The organism is Bradyrhizobium sp. NAS96.2 (assembly GCF_001908235.1).
Classification (GTDB): Bacteria; Pseudomonadota; Alphaproteobacteria; order Rhizobiales; family Xanthobacteraceae; genus Bradyrhizobium.
In genome coordinates, this window is sequence record NZ_LGHK01000100.1 from 1 (window position 1) to 20,752 (window position 20,752).

Genomic DNA, 20,752 nt, shown 5'->3' on the forward strand with positions numbered 1-20,752 from the left:
GGCGCCACCGCGCCGCCGGGCACCGCACCTTCCTCGACGCGCGCCAGCATCCGGGCGCGGATTTCGCCGAGCGCTATCCGGTGATCTCTGCGTTCTGCAAGATGGCCGGCATCGATCCCGCCCATGATCCGATCCCGATCCGGCCGGCAGTCCACTACCACATGGGCGGTATCGCGGTTGACGGCTTTGGCCGCAGCACGGTGCAGGGCCTGTGGGCCTGCGGCGAGGCCGCGCGCACCGGCCTACACGGCGCCAACCGGCTCGCCAGCAACTCGCTGATGGAAGCGATCGTCTGCGCGCGCTGGGTCGCCGAGAGCATCGAGGGCGTCAGCGCAGGCCCGCGGACTATGCTGCGCGACGACGCGATGCCGCCAGCCTCCGATCCGTCCGTCGTGCGCCCGATCCTCACGCAGGGGCTCGGCGTGCTGCGCGACCGCGACGGCATCGCACGCGCGATCCGCAGCCTCTATCCGCTCGCGCGCAACCACGGCGCAGCGTCCGACCCGGCGCTGGTCGGATTGATGATCGCGGTCGCGGCAATCAGGCGCGAGGAAAGCCGCGGCGGCCATTTCCGCACGGATTTCCCGCACACCACCCTGTCGGCGGCGCCGTCTTCCCTCACCCGTGCCGAGGCGCTCGCCGCCGCGCGCGACATCGTCGAAACCAGCATCCCAGCCAGGAGTGCCCGCTCATGACCACCCTCAATCCCCTGTTGCCGCTGCTATATGAGCCGATCGTGCAGACCGCCTTGCGCGAGGATATCGGCCGCGCTGGAGACATTACGGCGGATGCGATCGTCCCGGCCAGCCAGCAGGCGCGGCTGGTGATGCGGGCGCGGCAGCCCGGCGTGATCGCCGGACTCGACGTCGCGCGGACGGCCTTCCAGACGGTGTCGCCTTCCGTCACGTTGCGCGCCGAACGGCCCGACGGCAGCGTGGTCGAGCCCGACCAGGTCATCGCGATCATCGACGGCCCCGCCCGCAGCCTGCTCACCGCGGAACGCACTGCGCTGAATTTCCTCTGCCATCTGAGCGGCGTCGCCACCGCGACCGCCACGCTGGTCAAAGCCGTCGCCGGCACGCGCGCGCAGATCGTCTGCACCCGCAAGACCACGCCGGGACTGCGGGCGCTGGAGAAATATGCGGTGCGCGCCGGCGGCGGCGGCAATCACCGCTTCGGGCTCGATGACGCCGTGCTGATCAAGGACAACCACATCGCGCTCGCCGGCGGCATCCGCACCGCGATCGAGCGCGCCAAGGCCAATGCCGGTCATCTCGTCAAGATCGAGGTCGAGGTCGACACGCTGTCGCAGCTCGAAGAGGCGCTGGCGCTCGGCGCCGACGCGGTGCTGCTCGACAACATGACGACTGAGCAGCTCACCCAGGCGGTGGGCATGGCGCGCGGCAAGGCGATCACCGAGGCCTCCGGCCGCATCACGGCTGCGACCGCCGCGGCGATTGCCGCCACCGGCGTCGACCTGATCTCGGCCGGCTGGATCACCCACAGCTCGGCCGCGCTCGATATCGGGCTCGACTACCTGTCCTGATCGATCAAAGGGGTTGATGAATCAACCGGACTGGCCGACCACAACGAGGGTCGGCTGCTCCTGCTCAGTCCGCCGCGCCGCGAAGCGCTCGGCCTGCAGCACCGCGAGCGTCAGCACGACGATCGCCACCGCCTGGTGCGTCAGCGCCAGATCGATCGGCACCTGATGCAGCAGCGTCAGGATGCCGAGCGTCGCCTGCAGCGTGATCGCCGCGACCAGCCACCAGGCGCCGGCAATCACGCCGCCGCCGGCGCGCGAGCGCACGGCATCGATCGCATGCGCGATCGCGAGCGCAAACAGCAGGTACGCGGTCATGCGATGCTCGAACTGCACCGTCAGCGTGTTATCGAACAGGTTGCGCCACCACGGCGTCTCGAACCAGAGCCGGTCACCCGACGGGATCAAGCCGCCGTCGATCTCGGGCCAGGTGTTGTAGACCCTGCCCGCGCGCAGACCCGCGACCAGCGCGCCGAAATAGAGCTGCACGAAGGTGAGCACGAGCAGCACCGCGCTGGTGACCTTCAGCCTGAGCGGCGCGATCACCATTGGGCGGTCCGTCAGCCGCCGCAGCGTCCAGACGATCGCCGCGAAGATCAGGAGCGCCAGCACCAGATGCGTCGCCAGCCGATACTGCGACACCTCGACACGCGCCGAGAGGCCGGACGCCACCATCCACCAACCGACGCCGCCCTGCAGCGCGCCGAGGCCGAAAATCACCCACAGCCGCCGGCCGAGCTCACCGCTCACCGCGCCGCGCCACAGGAAATACAGGAACGGCAGCAGATAGGCGGCGCCGATCACCCGGCCGAGCAGCCGGTGGCTCCACTCCCACCAGAAGATCGTCTTGAACTCGGCGAGCGTCATCCCGGCGTTGAGCTCGCGATATTGCGGAATCCTCTGGTAGCCCTCGAAGGCCTGGGTCCACTGTGCCTCGGTCAGCGGCGGCAGCGCGCCGGTCACCGGCTTCCATTCGACGATCGACAGGCCGGACTCGGTGAGCCGTGTGGCTCCGCCGACCAGCACCATCAGCGCGATCAGACCGGCGACCGCGATCAGCCATACCCTGACGGCGCGGAGCTGCGATGTCTTTGCGGAAATACCGGCCATTTCGCCCTGACTTGATTGGATTTTCGAGCCCCTTATAGTCCGGCGCGCCCGCGGCGCAAGCGCCGCCTGGAGCCTCGTTTCGATCGATTCGAAACGAAGCTCCGGAATCTTGTTTTGACGCGTTTTCTTTACGCGAAGCGGTGTCCATCACAGGCTTCACTGGAAAACGCTCTGGATCACGAGTTACACATACAAGTCATGGCCATACGCACCCGCAAACTGCTCGGAACCATCTTCCTGCTCATCCTGGTCGTGGTGTGGTCGCTGCTCGGCATGACGGTCGCCCAGACGCCGTGGCTTGCCAATTCCGGCCTGCTGCAGGCGATCTTCTACGTCGTCGCCGGCCTCGGCTGGGTGCTGCCGGCGATGCCGATCGTCGCCTGGATGTCGCGGCCCGACCGCGTCTAGAGCATCATCCGGAAAAGTGCGAAGCGGTTTTCCGAAAGATTTTGCTCCGACAGAAAAACCTAAAGCGCGATCTCATCGCGCTTTAGGTCCCGCCTTGGTCGCGCGCATGGCGCGTCGGCCGGACCGGCGCGAACATCACGCCCGACAGCAGCACCCGCATGATCCGCAGCGAGCGCACCCGGCCGTCCCACGCGATCCGCGGCAGCGCATAGAGGTTGGTGCGTCCCTGTGCCTCGACAATGCCGGAGATGGTCGTCACCGCGCTGGCAAAACCAGCCTCCTCCGCCATCACGACATGCCGACGCGCGAACGCGTCGCGGTCGCCGAAGGGATAGGCGAAATGCCTGACTGGCCGCCGCAGCGCGCTCTCGGCCACCGCCTTTCCCATCGCCATCTCGCGCTGCGCGTCGGCATCCCTGAGGCTCGACAGGACGGAATAGTTCACCGTGGCGCTGCCGAACGTCACGTTCGGATCCGCGGCAAGCTTCGCCAGATCCTGCCAATCGAGCGACGCGCTGCGTGACAATTGCGCAGCGTCGGCCGAATAGCGCCGCGCGAGATCGTTCACCGCATAGGACAGATCAGGCGGCGACAGCTTGCGCAGCCAGCCGGACAGGAAATCGAACAGCTCATATTTGTCCGACAGGGCCGAGACCACGAAATGCCGTTCCCGGCCGTCGATGACAAGGCTGATGCGGCCCTCGCGCGCGATGATGTCCTCGAGCACCAGCCACCACGCCGCGCCCACGCCGTCCGGAAAAGCGGTCGGCAGATAGAGCGTGAACGGGACGCGATGCCTGGCGAGCACGGGATAGGCATGCGTGACGATGTCCTTGCTGGCACCGTCGAAGCTCAGGCAGGCAAAGCGGCGCCGCTCCGGCATGGTCACCGCGCGGCGGCAAGCCTCGTCGATCCCGACGATGTCGTACTTCCAGCGCTTCAGCCCGCGGATCGTGCGATCAAGGAAGGCCGGCGTGATCTCCTGGGATTTCAGCGGTTGGAACCGGCCACGCTGGGTGGGACGGACGCGCGCGAAGCGCAGGATCACTCCGGCGCCGCCGGCCTCGCGTTCCCGCAACCTGAAGGCACCACTGAAATAGGCGAGTTCGGCCCGAGCCCGCCGCAAAATCCGATTGTCCGGCGCCAAGATCCCGCTACCCGTCCTTGCCCGTCCGGCGGTTCGCACACGCCGCCAAGCACATCCCGAGGCATTGTTATTACTCTTTGTTGACATTTCCCTGCGAAGGTCGGCCGCAGCCGAGACCTGTAAATTAATACCTTAAAAAATTTGGGCTCCGAGATGACCATGGCGGCGGCAATTGAAGGCCAGACGGCGGGCGCGCGAGCATGGCCGAACGCAATCCGCGTCGCCGGCGTCGACATCTTTCACGACCTTACTGCGGCCGAGGCGACCTGGCGCAGTCTCGAGACCCCGCAACACAGCTACACGCCCTATCAGCGCTTCGACTTCCTTGCCTCCTGGCAACGCCAGGTCGGCGAGCGCGAAGGCCTGCGGCCCTTCATCGTCGTGGCCCATGACAGCGAACGCCGTCCGTTGCTGCTGTTGCCGCTCGCCGTCGAGCAGCGCCTGGGCGCCAATTGCGCAAGCTTCATGGGCGGCAAGCATGCGACCTTCAACATGGCGCTGTACGACCGCGACTTCGCCGCCAACGCGACTGAAGCCGACATCACGGTCCTGATCGGCTCGATCGCCGAGCGGTCCCGCGTCGACGCGCTCATGCTGTGTCAGCAGCCGCTGCGCTGGCAGGACCAGCCCAATCCGATGGTGTTGCTGCCGCATCAGGCTTCGGTGAACGACTGCCCGCTGCTGGTCATCGAGCCCGGTGCGGCACCCGCGTCGCTGGTCAGCAATTCGTTCCGCCGCCGCCTCAAGGGCAAGGAGCGCAAGCTGCAGGCGCTGCCGGGCTACCGCTATCATGTCGCTGACAACAGCGCCGACGTCTGCCGCCTGCTCGACTGGTTCTTCCGCGTCAAGCCGCAGCGCATGGCCGAGCAGAAGCTGCCCAACGTGTTCGCCGAGCCGGGCGTCGAGCAGTTCATCCGCACCGCCTGCCTCGCGCCGCGCGCCGACGGCAAGGGCTATGCAATCGACATCCACGCGCTGGAGTGCGACGATGAAGTGATCGCGATCTTCGCCGGCGTGTCCGACGGTCACCGCTTCTCGATGATGTTCAACACCTACACGATGTCGGCCAATTCCAAGTTCAGCCCCGGCCTGATCCTGATGCGCGACATCATCGATCGCCATGCCGGCCTGAACTATCGCGCCTTCGACCTCGGCATCGGCTCGGACGAATACAAGCGGCTGTTCTGCAAGGACGACGAAGCGATCGTCGACAGCTTCATTCCGCTCAGCCTGCGCGGCAAGCCGGCGGCCACCGCGCTGTCGGCCATCAGCCGCGCCAAGCGCGCCGTGAAGCAAAATCCCGCGCTGCTCGAGATCGCGCAGAACCTGCGGAGCATGTTCCGCTGAGCACGACCGCGGGCGACGCTACGCGGACGAGCCATCCGGCGCCGCGCGGCCGCTCGCGACGCCAAGCCGCATCATCGCATCGAACACCAGCGTCGCGGCGGGCGATAACGCCCGCTTGCGCAGCTTGATCAGCCCGTAGCTCTCGAGCATCAGTTGGTCGCGGATGCGAAGCATCTTGAAGCGCTGCGGATCGAGCAGATCGAAGATCAAGAGCGGCACCGGCACGATCGCATCGATGCCCGCCGCAATTCCGATCGACGCGAAGAACGACTCGGTGTTGATGATGCGCTGGGGCGGCGCGATGCCCCGGCTGTAGAACAGCCGCTCCAGCCCCTGGCGCATGAAGGATTCCCGCGGCTGGACGATCCATTGCAGGTCGACCGTGTCTTCGAGATTGACGCTGTCGAGGCCGGCCAGCGGATGCTCGGCGCGAACCAGCAAGCCGGCCTGCTCGGCGCCGATCTCGTGATAGTCGAACTGTCCGGGATCGACGCCGGCCGGAATTCGCGCCACGACGAAGTCGAGCTCAAGCGCCAGAAGCCGCGCAACGAGCGGTGGACTGGTGCTGACGTCGAGCGAAATGTTCACCCGGTGCAGTTTCTCGCCAAGGTACTGCATGACGTCGACGACGAGGTCGATGCTGGGCTTGGCGACCGTCCCGACCGACACTGTGCCGAGCTCGCCGGACCGGTAGCCGGCGAACTCATTGGTGACCCGGTCAAGGTCCGCGAGCACGCTCCGGCCGCCACGGATCAGAATCGAGCCATAGGCGGTCGGCTCGACGCCGCGCGCCGTCCGCTCGAACAGCGGAACCCGCGCCACCGCCTCGATCTCGGCCAGCATCTTCGATGCCGCCGACTGGGTAATATTCAGCCGCTCGGCCGCCAGTTGCAGCTTGCGCTCGCTGTCGAGCGCCACCAGCAGGCGCAACTGGCGCAATTTCAGGTTATTGATCACGGCCCGCTACCATCCTGCCCGGCCAGAGCCTGTTCCGTTCCGACTACTCGGAACGGGGCTCTAGATACTGTTTTGACGCGTTTTTCTTAAGCGAACCGGTTTCCACTTCGCTGAAAAACGCTCTGGGTTCCCGCGCTTATACCGCGGTGCATCATGACAGTTTCGCCGTGGCTCCATTCCCAAATGCCATTAGTCACGCGGCCGTTGATTACACAACAATGAATGCAAGGATTGCAAGGCAACTTGCAAGGGCAAGGCAACGGACCGCTGCGGGTGCACCAGATGCTACCCCGGGCAGCGCAGTCAGCGTTTGCCGAATCGAAAACAGAAAGGGATGGGAACGATGAGCGACGATGTCGAGAAGCGCGCGGTTGGAAAGATGATGCGACGGCTGATTCCGTTCCTCATCCTGTGTTACTTCGTGGCCTATCTCGATCGCGTCAATGTCGGCTTCGCCAAGCTGCACATGAACACGGCGCTCGGCCTCAGCGAAGCAGCCTACGGGCTCGGCGCCGGCCTGTTCTTCGTCGGCTACTTCTTCTTCGAAGTCCCCTCCAACATCCTGCTGGAGCGGTTCGGCGCGCGGCGCTGGATCGCCCGCATCATGATCAGCTGGGGCATCGTCTCGGCGGCATTCGCGTTCATCCCGCAGATGTCGGCGGCGAGCGGCCTCTCGAGCGAGTGGATTTTCTACTTCCTGCGCCTCTTGCTCGGCGCCTGCGAGGCCGGCTTCTTCCCCGGCATCATCTTCTATCTGACGCTCTGGTTCCCGACGATCTATCGGGCCCGCGTCATCAGCCTGTTCATGCTGGCGATCCCGATCTCGAGCATCATCGGGGCACCGATCTCGGGCCTGTTGCTCAACCTGTCGGGCGCAGGCTTGACCGGGTGGCAATGGCTGTTCATCTGCGAAGCGCTGCCGTCGGTCCTGGTCGGCTTCGCTGTGCTGGCCATGCTGCCCGACTTCCCGCGTCAGGCGAGCTGGTTGCAGCCCGACGAGATCAAATGGGTGCAGACCACCCTCGAGATCGAGCGGCAGAAGAAGGAAGCCGTGGAGCACATCTCGGTCATGCAGTCGCTCACCGATTCGCGCGTCCTCGCCTGCGCCCTGGTCTATTTCTGCCTCAACGCGGCCAGCTACGGCGTCGCGTTCTTCCTGCCCACCATCATCAAGGCGTTTGGCGTCACCGACACCCAGACCGGCCTGATCGCCGCCCTGCCCTTCGTGTTCGGCGCGGTCGGCATGGTGCTGCTCGGCCGCCATTCCGACAAGACCGGCGAGCGGCGCTACCACGTAGCCGGCGCGCTGGTGCTCGCAGCCGTCGGCATCGGCCTCGCCGGGCTGGTCTCCAGTCCGGTGCTGATCGTCGGCCTGCTCTGCCTCGCGCAGATCGGGGTTTCGGCGGTGCCGCCGATGTTCTGGCCGATGCCGGCCAGCATCCTGAACGGCGCCTCGGCCGCAGCAGGCATCGCCGCGATCAACTCGCTCGGCAATCTCTCGGGCTTCGCCGGCCCGTTCGCGATGGGCTATTTGAAGGACCTGACCGGCGGCTTCACGGCAGGCCTGCTGCTGCTCGCGGTCGTCGGCTTGATCGGCGCGCTGGTCACGATCCGGCTGCGGATCGATCCGGTGCTGGAGCGCGCCGCGCGCGATCCGGTGCTGGCGCACTGAAGGTCACGCAGCTGCGCAGCAGGCAATGCGCTCGGCTACCCGTCATTATTTTCGGGCGCCGGGCCAGCCTGCAGTCGCTTTGGCCACCTCGCGGATGCAGGCGATGAATATCTCCGCAGTTGGCCCCAATGTACGTCCCTTCAAGGTGACGATCGCAGCCGAGACCGCGGCCGTTGGCGGCAGCTGAACCGGAAGGACCTTCAACCCGAGATCAGCGCCGGCGCACCACGCGACGGAGCCCGGCAGCAGGCTGACGAAGCGGCCGGTCGCGGCCATCCGGCAGCACAAGTGAAGCGACAGCGTCGTAATCGGCGCTGTTGGGGCCTGAATTCCGCCGCCGCTGAACATTTCCGCCACCGCGGAGCCCGGAAAGGTGTCCGGCGGAGGCAACACCCAGCGCTCTCGCGCAAGGTCAATCAGCTCGAGCCTGGATGCGCGCGCCCACTTGCTTCGCTTTCCTGCGACCACGACGCGCGGATCATTCAACAGAGGCTCGACCGCCAGATCCGGCTCGTTAAACGGTGTCGGCGTCCATCCGAGCAACAGATCGATGTTGCGCTCGCGCAGTTCGCGGTAACGGAGGTCGCTGAGAACGGTCTGCGCGACATTGATGCGGATTCCGGGATGCTGCTGCGTGAAACGATCGATCGCCACCGGAAGCAGGCCCGCTGCAATGCTTTCCGAACTGCCGATGTGCAACTCACCGACGGTCGGATCGGCAAGAAACTCGAGTTCGTGCAAGCCTTGGGTAAGCTCGTCGAAAATCGACACTCCGCGCCTGACCAGAGCGTGACCGTAAGCCGTTAGTTCGATGCCGTTGCGGCCACGGTCGAAGAGCCGAAGTCCAAGCGAGTGCTCCATATCGGCGACTGCCCGGGACACGGCGGGCTGTGACATTGCGAGCTCCGCTGCGGCTCTCGCCATGCTGCCGCGCTGCGCGATGACGAGCAGGATGTGCAGATCGCGCAGCTTGATCCGGCGTCGGGCACGCTCGATGTCCTGCATCTGCCAGCCTTACCAAAACGGTTATGGACGCCTCAGAGACTAGCATTGGACGTTCATTCCCGCCTCACGCATCCTCCGCGTGCGATGACGCAGATCGTCGCGCCCCACATGGCGCGCCATGTCGAGTAAGGAGGCACTCATGTTGACCCGTCGCGATGTACTGACCGCATCAGCTACCGGCATCGCGCTGGTGGCCGCGACTCCGGCCCGGCCGGTCGCCGCACAGCCGCGACTGAAGACCGCCCATATCCTGACCGGATACACACCCGGATTGCCAGACGCCGTGGCAAGGCTCGTTGCCGGACAGATGAAGGACTATGCCGACTCCATCATCGTTGAGACCCGGCCCGGCGCAAGCGGCCGCATCGCAGTCGAGGCGCTGAGGGGTGCTGAGGCCGACGGATCGGTCATGCTGCTCGCGCCGCTCGGGTTCATCGCGCTGTTTCCGCATATCTACAAGACGCTTGCCTATGCGCCGCAAGACTTCACGCCGGTATCGACCGTCGGCTCGTTTCCTACCTTGCTGGCGGTGGGGCCGAAAGTACCGAAGGGCGTCCGGAGCCTCGCCGACTTCATCGGCTGGTGCCGGGCCAACCCAACACAGGCGACCTACGGCACGCCGGGTGTCGGCACCACATTGCATTTCATTGGCGCAACGCTCGGACGGACCGCGGGCTTTGACTACGTTCACGTGCCCTATCAGGGCAGAGGCGCGGTCCAGGATCTCCTGAAGGGAGAGATCGCGTCGGCAGTGATGCCGCTCGACAGCCTGCTGGGCCAGGTCCAGGCCGGACAGCTTCGCGCTCTGGCGACCACCGGCCCGACCCGCCTTGGCGCCCTGCCGGACGTACCGACCGTGGCGCAGGCTGGCTACCCCTCGCTTCAGGACCTGACCTGGTTCGGCATCTTCCTGCCGGCGAAGACGCCTCCGGCCATCGTCGCACAACTCAATAATGCGATTCAGACGTCACTACGCACCGACGAGGTCAAGTCCGGCATGGCCAAATTGTCGGTCGATGTCGACGCAATCGCGATGAGCGACTTTGCACGACTGCTCGCCTCGGAATCCGAGCGCTGGAAGGGGATCGTGCAGGCGACCGGATTTACCCCGACAGGTTGATGGTGACCGTCAGGCCGCCACCACCCGCGGGCCCCTCGCGACCGTTTCCGACGGCGCGCAGGGCTTGCTCAGCATCGTCACTTCGGAGAAGCCGACGGCCCTCAGCTGATCGACCATCTGATGGCGGGCATCCCGCGCCATTCCGGCGTCTGGCACGACGACGGCCTGCGCCTTTGCGGTCAGCAGCTCGGCCGGCAGGTCGACGGCCGAGCCGGCGTCGAGCAGCACGTGATCGTAGACCCGGAGCAGCGCATCGATCGCAAGCGCCAGCCGCGGCGATTGCAGATGGCTGCGATCGAAGCCCGGGCGTCCGGCGCTGACGATCTGCACGCGCGACTGCCGATCCTTGGTGATGATCTGCGCGAACGTCGCCTCACCCTGCATCAGCTCGGCCAGCCCGGGCGCGGTAGGATCGACGGTCGCCGCCGTCAGCACCGGCGAGGATGCGACGAGATCGACCACCACGACCTTGGCCTGGCGTGCCATCAGACGGGCCAGCGTCAGCGCGGTCCACGTGACGCTCTCGCCAGTGGCCGGGCCGAGCACTGTGACCTTGTGGGCGGCGGGACCGGCCGCGACGAGACGCCCCGCCAGCGCATCGATCTCGTCGACCGTTTGGGCGGGCGCAGGCTGCGGCTCGCTGATGACGGGCTCGTAGGCCATTGCGGGCTCCGGCGACAATTCAGGCTCCGGCGACAGGCTGGGAGCGAGCGGCGATGCGAGTTCGGGTTCAGGCGACAGCCTCGGCGCCGGCTCGTCCATAGCTCCGGTCTCCATGACCGGTTCGCGGCGCCTGATCACCGCGGCGGCCGGCGCGAAGGCGCGGCCCACCGCGCCCGGCGCAGAGATGCGTAGCAATTCGCCGGTGATGATGATGCCGGACGACAGCAACAGCGTCGCCAGCGTCGCGATCAGCACGATCGGCAGCTTCTTCGGATAGGCTGGCGTATTGGAGACCGTGGCGCGCGAGATGATGCGGCCGTCGGTCGGCGCCGCCTCGATGTTCTCGCGGGCGGTCGCCTCGCGATATTTGGCGAGATAGGCTTCCAGCAGATCGCGCTGCGCCTTGGCTTCACGCTCCAGCCCGCGCAACTGCACGTCCTGGCTGTTGCTCGACGAGGCCTGCTTCTTCGACTGGTCGAGGCTCGCCTGCAGTGCCTGGACGCGGCCATCGGCGACGCGGGCGTCGTTGTCCAGCGAGCGCGAGACCTTGCCGGCTTCCTCGCGCAATTGCCGGTCGAGATCGGAGATCTGCGCCTTCAATTCCTTGATGCGCGGGTGGTTGTCGAGCAAGGTCGAGGACTGCTCGGCGAGCTGGGCGCGCAGCGTGCCGCGCTGCTCGGCGAGCCTGCGGATCAGCTCCGAATTGAGCACTTCCGAAGCCTCGATCGGCTTGCCACCCTGAAGCATCTCGCGGATCAGGCGCGCCTTGGTCTCGGCATCCGCCTTCAGCGCGCGGGCGTTGTTGAGCTGCGTGTTCAGCTCGCCCATCTGCTGGTTGGACAGCGGGATGTTGTTGGTGCCGACGAACAGGCTCGACTTGGAGCGGAATTCCTCGACCCGCGAATCCGCATCTGCGACCTTGCCGCGCAGTTTGTCGATTTCGCCGAGCAGCCAGGTGCTCGCGGATTTGGCCTGGTCCTGCCGCGCCCCTTGTTGCAACACGAGATAGCCGTCTGCAATCGAGTTGGTGACGCGCGCCGCAAGCTCGGGATCCTCCGACTGGAATTCGATCACCATGACGCGCGACTTGTCGACCGCATAGGCCTGGAAGCGCTCGTAATAGGAATCGAGCACCCGCTCTTCCGGCGTCAGGCTGAACGGGTCACGGCCGATGCCGAACAGCGCCAGCAGCGACTTCAGCGGGGAGAAGCCGCGCAGCACCGGATCGAACTCCGGACGCTCGGCGAGCTTGTTCTTCTTGATGATGTCGCGCGCGAGATCGCGCGACAGCAACAGTTGCACCTGGCTCGTCACGGCCTCGGCATCGAGCGAGGTGCGCTCCAGATCGCGCTCGCCGTTCGGGCGCAGGAAGGCATTCTCGCGATTGTCGATCAGGATTCGCGCTTCCGACTTGTAGCGCGGCGTCACGACGTTGACGGCAGCGAGCGACAGCGCAAACACCAGCACGGTCGGCACGACGATCCAGCTTCGTTTGCGCGCCAGCGCGCGCCCGAGCACATGGAGATCGAGATCGGTTGCCGGCGCCGGTTCGTCAGGAGCAGACATCGGCAAAGCCGGCTTCGCAACGGCCCCGTCGGCGACGGGCGCAGACTTCGGCAGCGCCCGCTGCACGGCGGCCTTTTCCTCGCCTCTACGCCAGAATGCAAAACGCATAACGAACTCCCGCGGACGCCGCGATTCCATCTCAATGCGGGCGATTACAGTCCATTAAGGTTGCTGCTGGGTTAATCGGCGCGGTTGACGGATGCGGCTGCCACCACCACTCCGTCATGCTTTGTTAACCATGAGTGCCGTTAATCGGGGCCGGTAATTTCGTGGGATTCCTCGCATGCGCGATTTGCGCGCTCCCCTTGCTTGTCTGATTGCTGCGCTCGCGCTGTCGGGCTGCATGGGACGGACTTCGCCGGTTGCCGGCGACCCGGCCCTCGATCCGATGGCATATGGGCAGCCCTCCTTTGCCGGGCCGGTCGCCTATGCCGAGCCTGCGCCGGGGCGCGAGGCCTATAATCTCGGCCCCGGCGACAAGCTCCGCGTCGTGGTCTATGGCCAGGAAGGCCTGACCAACTCCTATGCGATCGATGCCGCCGGCGCGATCACGATGCCGCTGATCGGCTCGGTGCCGGCACGCGGCCGCACCCCTGCCGGGCTTGCCGCCGAGATCACCGCACGGCTGCGCAACGGCTTCATCCGCGAGCCGTCGGTGGCGGTCGAGATCGAATCCTACCGGCCGTTCTTCATCCTCGGTGAAGTCCAGGCCCCCGGCCAATATCCCTATGTGCCCAACATGACGGTCGAGAGTGCGGTGGCGATCGCCGGCGGCTTCGCGCCGCGCGCGAGGCGCGACGAGGTCACCCTCACCCATACCGATGCATCGGGCGCCGGCCGCTTCGCAGCTCCCCTCGGCACGCCGATCGGCCCCGGTGACACCGTGTTCGTCGGCGAACGCTGGTTCTGATCGATGGCGCAGGATCACAATCAGGACCAGCCGCTCCGCATCCTGCATGTCGTTCGTGCTCCGGTCGGCGGCATCATTCGTCACATCCTCGACGTCGCCAACGGCCAGATCGAGCGCGGCCACCATGTCGGCATCGTCGCCGACAGCCTGACCGGCGGCACCCGTGCCGACGCCGTGCTGGCCGAGATCGAGCCGCGCCTCAAGCTCGGCGTCCACCGGGTCGCGATACGCCGCGAGCCGCGCTTCGCCGACTTCATGGTCTGGGCGCATATCGCCGGTCTGATCCGAAAGCTGAAACCCGATGTCGTGCACGGCCATGGCGCCAAGGCCGGCGCCTATGTCCGGCTGCGGCGGCGCTCGAACAAGGTGATCCGGGTCTACACGCCGCATGGCGGCTCGCTGCACTACCCGCTCGACACCTGGAAGGGCCGCTTCTACAGCCAGCTCGAGCGCACGCTGATGAACAGCACCGATCTGTTCCTGTTCGAGAGCACATTCGCCCGCGACACCTATCAGCGCACCGTCGGCAAGCCCGCAGGCCTCGTCCGCTGTGTCTTCAACGGCGTCACGTCCGAGGAATTCGAACCGGTTGCCAAGGCCGATGACGCCACTGACGTCGCCTATGTCGGCGAATTCCGCCGCATCAAGGGCGCCGACCTTCTGATCGACGCGGTCGCCAAGTTGCGCGCCGAGGGCAAGCCGGTGACGCTGACGCTTGGCGGCGACGGCGAGGAGTTCGAGCGGCTCAAGGAGCAGGTGAAGCGGCTGTCGCTCGGCGACGCCGTTCGCTTCATCGGCCACGTCAAGGCGCGGTACGGTTTCTCGAAAGGCAGCCTGCTGGTGGTTCCCTCGCGCGGCGATTCGATGCCCTATGTGGTGATCGAGGCCGGCGCTGCGGGAATTCCGATGATCGCTGCCAATGTCGGCGGCATCCCGGAGATCTTCGACACCCACACCGACGCCCTGTTCGCGCCGAGCGATGCCGCTGCGATGGCCGATGCGATCAAGGTCGCGCTCGACAATCCCGCCGCGACCGCGACGCGCGCGCAAAAACTGCGCGAGCGGATTTCCGAACATTTCTCGCAGAGCGCCATGGTCGAGGGCGTGCTGGCCGGCTATCGCGATGCATTTGCCAAACGTTAACCACTTCTTGCACACGTAACCGTTTCTTCCGATTTGTCCCCTTAAGTCACGTCCCGGGGAATTTCGCTGCTGCGCGCGGATGCCCATCTGCAGGCGCAGGAATGGACGTGGACTCGTGGAACCGTTTAACGCACGCTCGATGCTGGATGCCGCTGCGTCTGCGACGGCTGCTCAGCCGCAGGAACGCCGCCGCCGCCTGTCGCCGGCCGCGCTCGCCGTCACCAATCAAAAAGTTCGCGGCGCCTACTCGCCGGTCGTGATCGCCGGCGTGGTTCGCCTCGCCGATTTCGTGCTGCTCAGCCTGGTCGGCGTCGGGCTCTATCTGGCCTATGTCATGCCGCTTGCCGGCGGCGGTATCCATTGGGGATACATCGCATCGATCCTCGGCATGTCGGCGGCGGCCGTGGTCTGCTTCCAGGCCGCCGACATCTACCAGGTGCAGATCTTCCGCGGCCAGCTCCGCCAGATGACGCGGATGATCTCGTCATGGGCCTTCGTGTTCCTGCTGTTCATCGGCATCTCCTTCCTGGTCAAGCTCGGCGGCGAGGTGTCGCGGGTCTGGCTGTCGTCGTTCTTCTGCGTCGGCCTCGCGGTCCTGATCGCCGAACGGCTCGCGCTGCGCTCGATGGTGCGGGCCTGGGCGCATGACAGCCGGCTCGACCGCCGCACCATCATCGTCGGCGCCGACCAGAATGGTGAGAAGCTGATAGAGGCGTTGAACGCCGACGACGACACGGACATCCACGTGCTCGGCGTGTTCGATGATCGCAACGATGCCCGCGCCATGGAAACCTGCGCCGGCTCGCCGAAGCTCGGCAAGGTCGACGACATCGTCGAGTTCGCCCGCCGCACCCGCGTCGACCTCGTGCTGTTCGCGCTGCCGATCTCGGCCGAGACCCGCATCCTGGAAATGCTCAAGAAGCTCTGGGTGCTGCCGGTCGATATCCGCCTATCGGCCCATACCAACAAGCTGCGTTTTCGGCCCCGCTCCTATTCATATGTCGGCAAGGTGCCGACACTTGACGTGTTCGAGGCGCCGATCACGGACTGGGATCTGGTGCTGAAATGGCTGTTCGACCGCGTGGTCGGTGGCCTCGCTTTGCTTGCGGCGCTCCCGGTGCTGGGACTGGTGGCGCTCGCGGTGAAGCTCGACAGCCCCGGCCCGGTGCTGTTCCGCCAGAAGCGCTTCGGCTTCAACAATGAGCGGATCGACGTCTACAAGTTCCGCTCGCTCTACCATCACCAGGCCGATCCGACCGCCTCCAAGGTCGTGACCAAGAACGATCCGCGCGTCACCCGCGTCGGCCGCTTCATCCGCAAGACCTCGCTCGACGAATTGCCGCAGCTGTTCAACGTCGTACTGAAGGGCAATCTCTCGCTGGTCGGCCCGCGCCCGCACGCCGTGCAGAGCAAGCTGGAGAACCGCCTGTTCGACGAGGCCGTCGACGGCTACTTCGCCCGCCACCGCGTCAAGCCCGGCATCACCGGCTGGGCACAGATTAACGGCTGGCGCGGCGAGGTCGACACCGACGAGAAGATCCAGAAACGCGTCGAATACGACCTCTATTACATCGAAAACTGGTCGGTGCTGTTCGACCTCTACATCCTGCTCAAGACCCCGTTCTCGCTGATCACGAAGAACGAGAACGCGTACTGAGAGTCGAGACCAACCGCCGTCATTGCGAGCGCAGCGACTTGCCCGCCGTAGCTCGAAGAGCGAAGGCGGGAGCAATCCCACCGCTCGTCGCATTGAAGGACTGAGTGTTTGTACCGAGTTGCGTGAGTATCCGATGGCCTATGCGGCGACAGCCGGGACGTCCCAATCGCTGACATCGGCGCCGCCAGGCGTGCTGGCGCTGCAGCGGGCGCTGGTATGGCTTGCCGCCGCGTCGATCGCCATCGTGTTCATCGAGCCGAGTCCGTATGAACTGGTCACGCTGACCGCCTGCGTGCTGTTCTTTGCCACGGGCCTGCGCATGCAGCTCGTGTTCATGCCGCTGCTGTTCGCGCTGATCGTGCTCAATGTCGGCTACAGCATCGGCGCGGTGCCGTTCCTCGACAAGCCGGAGGTGGTGAACTGGGTCCTCACCTCCTGGTACATGGCCGTCACCGTCATCTTCTTCGCGATGGTGATGTCGGAGGACACCGACGTGCGGCTCGACATGCTGCGCCGGGGGCTGATCGTCGGCGCGATGATCGCTTCGCTGGCGGGCATCGCCGGCTACTTCCATCTGGTGCCCGGCGGCTACGACCTGCTGACGCTGTATGATCGCGCCCGCGGCACCTTTAAGGATCCGAACGTGCTCGGCGCGTTCCTGATCCTGCCCGCGCTGTTCACGCTGCAAAGCGTGGTCTCCGATCGCTTCGGCAAGGCGTTCCGCAACGCCATCGCCTTCGGCATCATCTCGCTGGCGATCCTGCTGTCATTCTCCCGCGCCGCCTGGGGCGGCCTCGTGATCACCGCGGCGTTCATGCTGGCGCTGATGGTGTTCACCAGCCGCTCGCAGGCGCAGCGCTCGCGCATCATCGTGATGACCTTGATCGCCGCGATCCTGGCCGTTGCGCTGATCGCGGTGCTGCTGTCGATCGGCACGGTCGCCGACATGTTCAAGCAGCGCGCGAGCTTCGACCAGAGCTATGATGAAGGCCGCTTCGGCCGGTTCGGCCGCCACATCCTCGGCGCCCAGATGGCACTGGAACTGCCGTTCGGCATCGGGCCGCTCCAGTTCCACACCTACTTCCCCGAGGACACCCACAACTCGTTCCTCAACGCCTTCATGTCAGGCGGCTGGATCTCGGGCATCTGCTATCCGGCGCTGGTGTTCGTCAGCGCGATCATCGGCTTCCGCTACATCTACATGCGGGTGCCGTGGCAGCGCGACTATCTGGCGATCTTCTCGGCCTTCCTCGGCATCGCCGGCGAGAGCTTCATCATCGATACCGACCATTGGCGGCATTTCTGGATGATGCTGGGCACGATGTGGGGCATGTATGCGGCGGCCGAGCGCTACCGCGCGACATCGCTCGAGGTCAGCGACGAGACTTCGGCGGCATCTTGAGCTTGGCGCGCTGCTCGGGCGGCGTGTCGATCACGCTCTTCAGCGCGGCGGTCGCCTCCAGCACCCCCTTGTAGCCGTCATTGGCGAAGCGCAGCAGCAGCCGCAACTCGTCTTCGGTGTAGCTGCTCCAGACCTTGAGCATCGCCTCCTGCATCGGCACGTAGAACTTGCCGATCTCGGCGGCCTTTTCCTCGATCACCGAGATGAAGACCTTGCGGCGGTCGCTCTCGTCCCGCTCGCGGCGCACGTAACCCGCCTTCTCCATCCGATCCACGACGCCCGTGATGGCGCCCGTGGTCAGCCCGGTCACCTCGGCGAGGCGGCCGGCGGTCACCCGCCCCTCCAGCAGCAGGATGTCCATGCATTCCATGTCGGAATTGGCGATTCCGGCAACTTCCGCAACGGCTTGGCCGTACATCACGCCCTGCGCGGATGACCGGCGCATCGCCTCCTCGAGTTCCTGCATCAGCGCTTCGCGCGACTTCGCACTTGACAAAGCTGCTCCTATATCTTACTCGCCTAATATCTTACAAAATAAGATAATTAGCAACTAACGTTTCGTAGCCCACACGGACGCATGGAGCAAGGCATGACCTCACGTCCCCGTAAAGCTCTGATCATTGGCGCCGGCATCGCAGGTCCAGTGACCGCGATGTTCCTGGCCCGCGCCGGCATCGAGGCCGAGCTCTATGAAGCCTGGCCCTATTCCACCGGGATCGGCGGCGGCCTGCAGATCGCGCCCAACGGCATGCATGTGCTGGCGGAGCTCGGCCTCGCCGACGAACTGATCCGCAACGGCTCGATCGCCGAATCGTTCGACTTCTATTCGCAGAACGGCAAGAAGCTCGGCTCGCTCAACCAGAACATGCAGCAGCGCTTCGGCCAGCCCGCGGTGAACATGTGCCGCGCGACCCTCAACGAGACGCTTATCGACAAGGCGTGGGGCTCCAACGTCTCGGTGTTCTTCGAGAAGAAGCTGGTGAAGATCGAGGACCGCGGCGACCAGCCGGTCATCGCCTATTTCAACGACGGCACCACCGCCGAAGGCGATTTCGTGATCGGCGCCGACGGCGTGCACTCGGCGGTGCGGCGGCACGTCATCCCCGACGGCCCGACGCCGTTCGACACCGGGCTGATCGGTTTCGGCGGATTCGTGCCACGCGCCATGTTCGAGCGCCTCTCGATCGGCCAGAAGGTGGAGACCACGTTCGGGCAAAGCGGCTTCTTCGGCTACGGCCTGTGCAGCCCCGATCCGGACACCGGCGGGATGTGGTGGAGCACGCAGCCATCGCACGGCATGACCGCGGCGGCGTATCGCCTGCAAAGCCAGGACGCGATCAGGCAGCATCTGCGCGAATTCCACGCCGGCTGGCACGCGCCGATCCCCGATATCATCGAGGCTGCCGAGAACATCGTGGTCACCGACACGCTCGACGTTGCCACGCTGCCGACCTGGTCGCGCAAGCGGACGCTGCTGATCGGCGATGCCGCGCACGCCACCAGCCCGCATGCCGGCCAGGGCGCATCGCTCGCGCTGGAAGACGCGCTGCGGCTCGGCATCCTGATGCGCGACGGCCAGGAGCTCGGCCTGACATTCCAGGCCTTCGAGCACGAGCGGCGCCCGCGCGCCGAGAAGATCGTGGCGATCGCGCGCCGCAACGGCAACAGCAAGCGCGAGTTCAGCGCGACCGGCGCCTGGCTGCGCGATCACATGCTGAAGCTGCTGCTGCCAGTGTCGTCCAAGGGCATGGATTTCATGTACGCGTATAATCCGCGGGCGGCGGCATAGCCCCGGCTGTCATCAGCCGCGAATGCGGGTGATCCAGTACGCCGCGGCCTATCCGCCGAAATACAGCCGTCTCTGGAATACTGGATCGCCCGGTCGAGCCGGGCGATGACATCGAGCAAATTGCGAGAAGTTACTTCTCGACCTCGAAGGTCAGCCCGGCGTGGTCGACCAGGCGCTTGATCAGCTTACCTTGCATCGCAGCTCCCGGCGTCCAGAACCCGGGGGCGACGTCGGGCGTGTCGCGCAACAGGCAGATCGCGCATTCCGAGATCATCTTCGAGGTCGAGCCATAGCCGGGATCGCGATCGCCCTTGATGCCGGCGCGGACCATGCGGCCGTCGGGCGCGACCGCGAGATAGAGCAGATCGTAGCGGCCGTTCTCGCGCTCTTCCTTGGACGGCCCCTCGCCCGGCTTCGGTGCGCTGGGACCGGTCTTCTCGGAATTCAGCGCCATCACCTTCTTTGCATTGGCCTCGCCCTTCTCGCCCGGGCCGGTCAGGACCATCTCGTCGTAGACGAAGTCCTTCCCGTAGGGAAAGCCCATCAGCATGTTGGAGCGGTGGACATTGCGCGTGTTGATCAGCGCCATCATGAACGGCGCGGTCCAGGAGTGCAGATCCTCCTCGTAAGCCGGCTTGCTGCCGCGCGGCTGCTTCGCCCCCTCGAAGCCCGGCGTCAGCGCGAAGGGATTGTTGAGGATCGCGACCAGGCTCAAGTCCTTGGCGACGGCATCGAAGGTCGCCTTGGCGCTCGCGGCCGTGCCGCCGGACAGCGTGCCGCGCATGTCGCGCACGCGGCCCTTGACGCGCTGCGCCGGCGCACCGAACACGCGCTTGGCTTCCTCCTGCACGAAGAACGCGCCGAGCTCGAACGGCACCGAGTCGAAGCCGCAGGAGAACACGATGCGCGCGCCGCTGGCGTTTGCCGCGGCTTCATACTTGTCGATCATCTGCCGCATCCAGACCGGCTCGCCGCAAAGATCGAAATAATCGGTGCCGCTTTCCACGCAGGCCGCGATCAGCTCATTGCCATAGAGCTGATACGGACCGACCGTCGAAATGACCGACTTGGTCTGCGCCAGCATCGCCTTCAGCGACGCGGCATCGCTGGCATCGGCAACGATCAAGGGCGTGTCGGCGGGCGCGCCGATCGCATCGCGAACCGAGGCGAGCTTGTCCTTGCTGCGCCCGGCCATCGCCCATTTCAGGCTGCCGTCGCGATAATGCGCCGCGAGATACTCGGCGACGAGCTGGCCGGTGAAGCCGGTCGCACCGTAGACGACGATGTCGAGTTTCGACGAGGACATGGATCAG

Annotated in this window: 18 protein-coding genes; 11 read left to right on the forward strand and 7 right to left on the reverse strand. The window is 65.7% G+C overall.

The genetic code is table 11. The annotated features are described in order from the left end of the window. The coding region (locus AC628_RS21970; protein WP_143201738.1) for an FAD-binding protein at positions 1 to 695 on the forward strand (695 nt) is incomplete at its 5' end. After that, a complete protein-coding gene (nadC, locus tag AC628_RS21975; protein WP_074128833.1) occupies positions 692 to 1,546 on the forward strand; it encodes a carboxylating nicotinate-nucleotide diphosphorylase in 855 nt (284 codons plus the stop codon). The genes AC628_RS21970 and nadC, both read left to right, overlap by 4 nt. A gap of 21 nt (positions 1,547 to 1,567) precedes the next feature. Here the strand turns inward: nadC and AC628_RS21980 are convergent, their stop codons facing one another. Then, positions 1,568 to 2,653 carry a COX15/CtaA family protein gene (locus AC628_RS21980; RefSeq protein WP_074128834.1) on the reverse strand — a complete coding sequence of 362 codons (1,086 nt, stop codon included), beginning with the start codon at positions 2,651 to 2,653 and terminating at the stop codon, positions 1,568 to 1,570. 198 nt (positions 2,654 to 2,851) lie between these two features. Between AC628_RS21980 and AC628_RS21985 the strand changes: the two genes are divergently transcribed. Continuing rightward, complete coding sequence (locus AC628_RS21985) at positions 2,852 to 3,061, forward strand: DUF2842 domain-containing protein (RefSeq protein WP_074128835.1); 210 nt, start codon at positions 2,852 to 2,854, stop codon at positions 3,059 to 3,061. 82 nt (positions 3,062 to 3,143) lie between these two features. Here AC628_RS21985 and AC628_RS21990 read toward each other — a convergent pair whose 3' ends face one another. Further along, positions 3,144 to 4,208, reverse strand: a complete 1,065-nt coding sequence (locus AC628_RS21990; RefSeq protein WP_074128836.1) for a polysaccharide deacetylase family protein — start codon at positions 4,206 to 4,208, stop codon at positions 3,144 to 3,146. A gap of 153 nt (positions 4,209 to 4,361) precedes the next feature. Between AC628_RS21990 and AC628_RS21995 the strand changes: the two genes are divergently transcribed. Next, positions 4,362 to 5,555 carry a GNAT family N-acetyltransferase gene (locus AC628_RS21995; protein WP_074128837.1) on the forward strand — a complete coding sequence of 398 codons (1,194 nt, stop codon included), beginning with the start codon at positions 4,362 to 4,364 and terminating at the stop codon, positions 5,553 to 5,555. A gap of 18 nt (positions 5,556 to 5,573) precedes the next feature. Here the strand turns inward: AC628_RS21995 and AC628_RS22000 are convergent, their stop codons facing one another. Next, the gene (locus AC628_RS22000; protein WP_074128838.1) at positions 5,574 to 6,512 is read right to left on the reverse strand and encodes a LysR family transcriptional regulator; all 939 of its coding nucleotides are present in this window, start codon (positions 6,510 to 6,512) and stop codon (positions 5,574 to 5,576) included. A gap of 334 nt (positions 6,513 to 6,846) precedes the next feature. On the opposite strand from AC628_RS22000, the gene AC628_RS22005 reads away from it, so the two are divergent. Continuing rightward, on the forward strand, positions 6,847 to 8,184 hold the full coding sequence (locus AC628_RS22005) for an MFS transporter (protein WP_074128839.1): 1,338 nt from the start codon (positions 6,847 to 6,849) through the stop codon (positions 8,182 to 8,184). Positions 8,185 to 8,229: 45 nt separating this feature from the next. Here the strand turns inward: AC628_RS22005 and AC628_RS22010 are convergent, their stop codons facing one another. Further along, positions 8,230 to 9,189, reverse strand: a complete 960-nt coding sequence (locus AC628_RS22010) for a LysR family transcriptional regulator (RefSeq protein ID WP_074128840.1) — start codon at positions 9,187 to 9,189, stop codon at positions 8,230 to 8,232. Between the two features lie 139 nt (positions 9,190 to 9,328). Here AC628_RS22010 and AC628_RS22015 point away from each other — a divergent pair, with 139 nt between their 5' ends. Continuing rightward, positions 9,329 to 10,309: a Bug family tripartite tricarboxylate transporter substrate binding protein gene (locus AC628_RS22015; protein ID WP_074128943.1), complete on the forward strand. Its 981-nt coding sequence runs from the start codon at positions 9,329 to 9,331 to the stop codon at positions 10,307 to 10,309. A 9-nt stretch (positions 10,310 to 10,318) separates the two neighbouring features. Here AC628_RS22015 and AC628_RS22020 read toward each other — a convergent pair whose 3' ends face one another. Then, positions 10,319 to 12,646, reverse strand: coding sequence for a GumC family protein (locus tag AC628_RS22020; RefSeq protein WP_074128944.1), 2,328 nt, complete (start codon positions 12,644 to 12,646; stop codon positions 10,319 to 10,321). Positions 12,647 to 12,821: 175 nt separating this feature from the next. Here AC628_RS22020 and AC628_RS22025 point away from each other — a divergent pair, with 175 nt between their 5' ends. The 4 genes from AC628_RS22025 to AC628_RS22040 all read left to right on the forward strand — a co-directional run bounded on the left by AC628_RS22025 (position 12,822) and on the right by AC628_RS22040 (position 17,650). Continuing rightward, entirely contained in the window at positions 12,822 to 13,448 is a 627-nt protein-coding gene (locus AC628_RS22025) for a polysaccharide biosynthesis/export family protein (protein WP_074128841.1), read from the forward strand. A gap of 3 nt (positions 13,449 to 13,451) precedes the next feature. Beyond that, positions 13,452 to 14,591 (forward strand): glycosyltransferase family 4 protein, encoded by a 1,140-nt coding sequence (locus AC628_RS22030; RefSeq protein WP_074128842.1) that lies wholly within the window; start codon positions 13,452 to 13,454, stop codon positions 14,589 to 14,591. Between the two features lie 115 nt (positions 14,592 to 14,706). Next, positions 14,707 to 16,248: an undecaprenyl-phosphate glucose phosphotransferase gene (locus tag AC628_RS22035; RefSeq protein WP_074128843.1), complete on the forward strand. Its 1,542-nt coding sequence runs from the start codon at positions 14,707 to 14,709 to the stop codon at positions 16,246 to 16,248. Between the two features lie 133 nt (positions 16,249 to 16,381). Continuing rightward, complete coding sequence (locus AC628_RS22040) at positions 16,382 to 17,650, forward strand: O-antigen ligase family protein (RefSeq protein WP_074128844.1); 1,269 nt, start codon at positions 16,382 to 16,384, stop codon at positions 17,648 to 17,650. On the opposite strand, the gene AC628_RS22045 is transcribed toward AC628_RS22040, so the two are convergent. Then, positions 17,622 to 18,116, reverse strand: coding sequence for a MarR family winged helix-turn-helix transcriptional regulator (locus tag AC628_RS22045; protein ID WP_210190243.1), 495 nt, complete (start codon positions 18,114 to 18,116; stop codon positions 17,622 to 17,624). The genes AC628_RS22040 and AC628_RS22045 overlap by 29 nt on opposite strands. Positions 18,117 to 18,239: 123 nt before the next feature. Here AC628_RS22045 and AC628_RS22050 point away from each other — a divergent pair, with 123 nt between their 5' ends. Further along, a complete protein-coding gene (locus AC628_RS22050; RefSeq protein WP_074128946.1) occupies positions 18,240 to 19,439 on the forward strand; it encodes an FAD-dependent oxidoreductase in 1,200 nt (399 codons plus the stop codon). 130 nt (positions 19,440 to 19,569) lie between these two features. On the opposite strand, the gene AC628_RS22055 is transcribed toward AC628_RS22050, so the two are convergent. Continuing rightward, positions 19,570 to 20,745, reverse strand: coding sequence for a saccharopine dehydrogenase family protein (locus AC628_RS22055; RefSeq protein ID WP_074128845.1), 1,176 nt, complete (start codon positions 20,743 to 20,745; stop codon positions 19,570 to 19,572). Positions 20,746 to 20,752 lie beyond the last annotated feature (7 nt).

Bases quoted from the DNA above. Each gene is read 5' to 3' on its own strand.
- nadC (WP_074128833.1), top strand. From the start codon at position 692: ATGACCACCCTCAATCCCCTGTTGCCGCTGCTATATGAGCCGATCGTG.
- AC628_RS21980 (WP_074128834.1), bottom strand. From the start codon at position 2,653: ATGGCCGGTATTTCCGCAAAGACATCGCAGCTCCGCGCCGTCAGGGTA.
- AC628_RS21985 (WP_074128835.1), top strand. From the start codon at position 2,852: ATGGCCATACGCACCCGCAAACTGCTCGGAACCATCTTCCTGCTCATC.
- AC628_RS21995 (WP_074128837.1), top strand. From the start codon at position 4,362: ATGACCATGGCGGCGGCAATTGAAGGCCAGACGGCGGGCGCGCGAGCA.
- AC628_RS22005 (WP_074128839.1), top strand. From the start codon at position 6,847: ATGGGAACGATGAGCGACGATGTCGAGAAGCGCGCGGTTGGAAAGATG.
- AC628_RS22010 (WP_074128840.1), bottom strand. From the start codon at position 9,189: ATGCAGGACATCGAGCGTGCCCGACGCCGGATCAAGCTGCGCGATCTG.
- AC628_RS22015 (WP_074128943.1), top strand. From the start codon at position 9,329: ATGTTGACCCGTCGCGATGTACTGACCGCATCAGCTACCGGCATCGCG.
- AC628_RS22020 (WP_074128944.1), bottom strand. From the start codon at position 12,646: ATGCGTTTTGCATTCTGGCGTAGAGGCGAGGAAAAGGCCGCCGTGCAG.
- AC628_RS22025 (WP_074128841.1), top strand. From the start codon at position 12,822: ATGCGCGATTTGCGCGCTCCCCTTGCTTGTCTGATTGCTGCGCTCGCG.
- AC628_RS22030 (WP_074128842.1), top strand. From the start codon at position 13,452: ATGGCGCAGGATCACAATCAGGACCAGCCGCTCCGCATCCTGCATGTC.
- AC628_RS22040 (WP_074128844.1), top strand. From the start codon at position 16,382: ATGGCCTATGCGGCGACAGCCGGGACGTCCCAATCGCTGACATCGGCG.
- AC628_RS22045 (WP_210190243.1), bottom strand. From the start codon at position 18,116: ATGCAGGAACTCGAGGAGGCGATGCGCCGGTCATCCGCGCAGGGCGTG.
- AC628_RS22050 (WP_074128946.1), top strand. From the start codon at position 18,240: ATGACCTCACGTCCCCGTAAAGCTCTGATCATTGGCGCCGGCATCGCA.
- AC628_RS22055 (WP_074128845.1), bottom strand. From the start codon at position 20,745: ATGTCCTCGTCGAAACTCGACATCGTCGTCTACGGTGCGACCGGCTTC.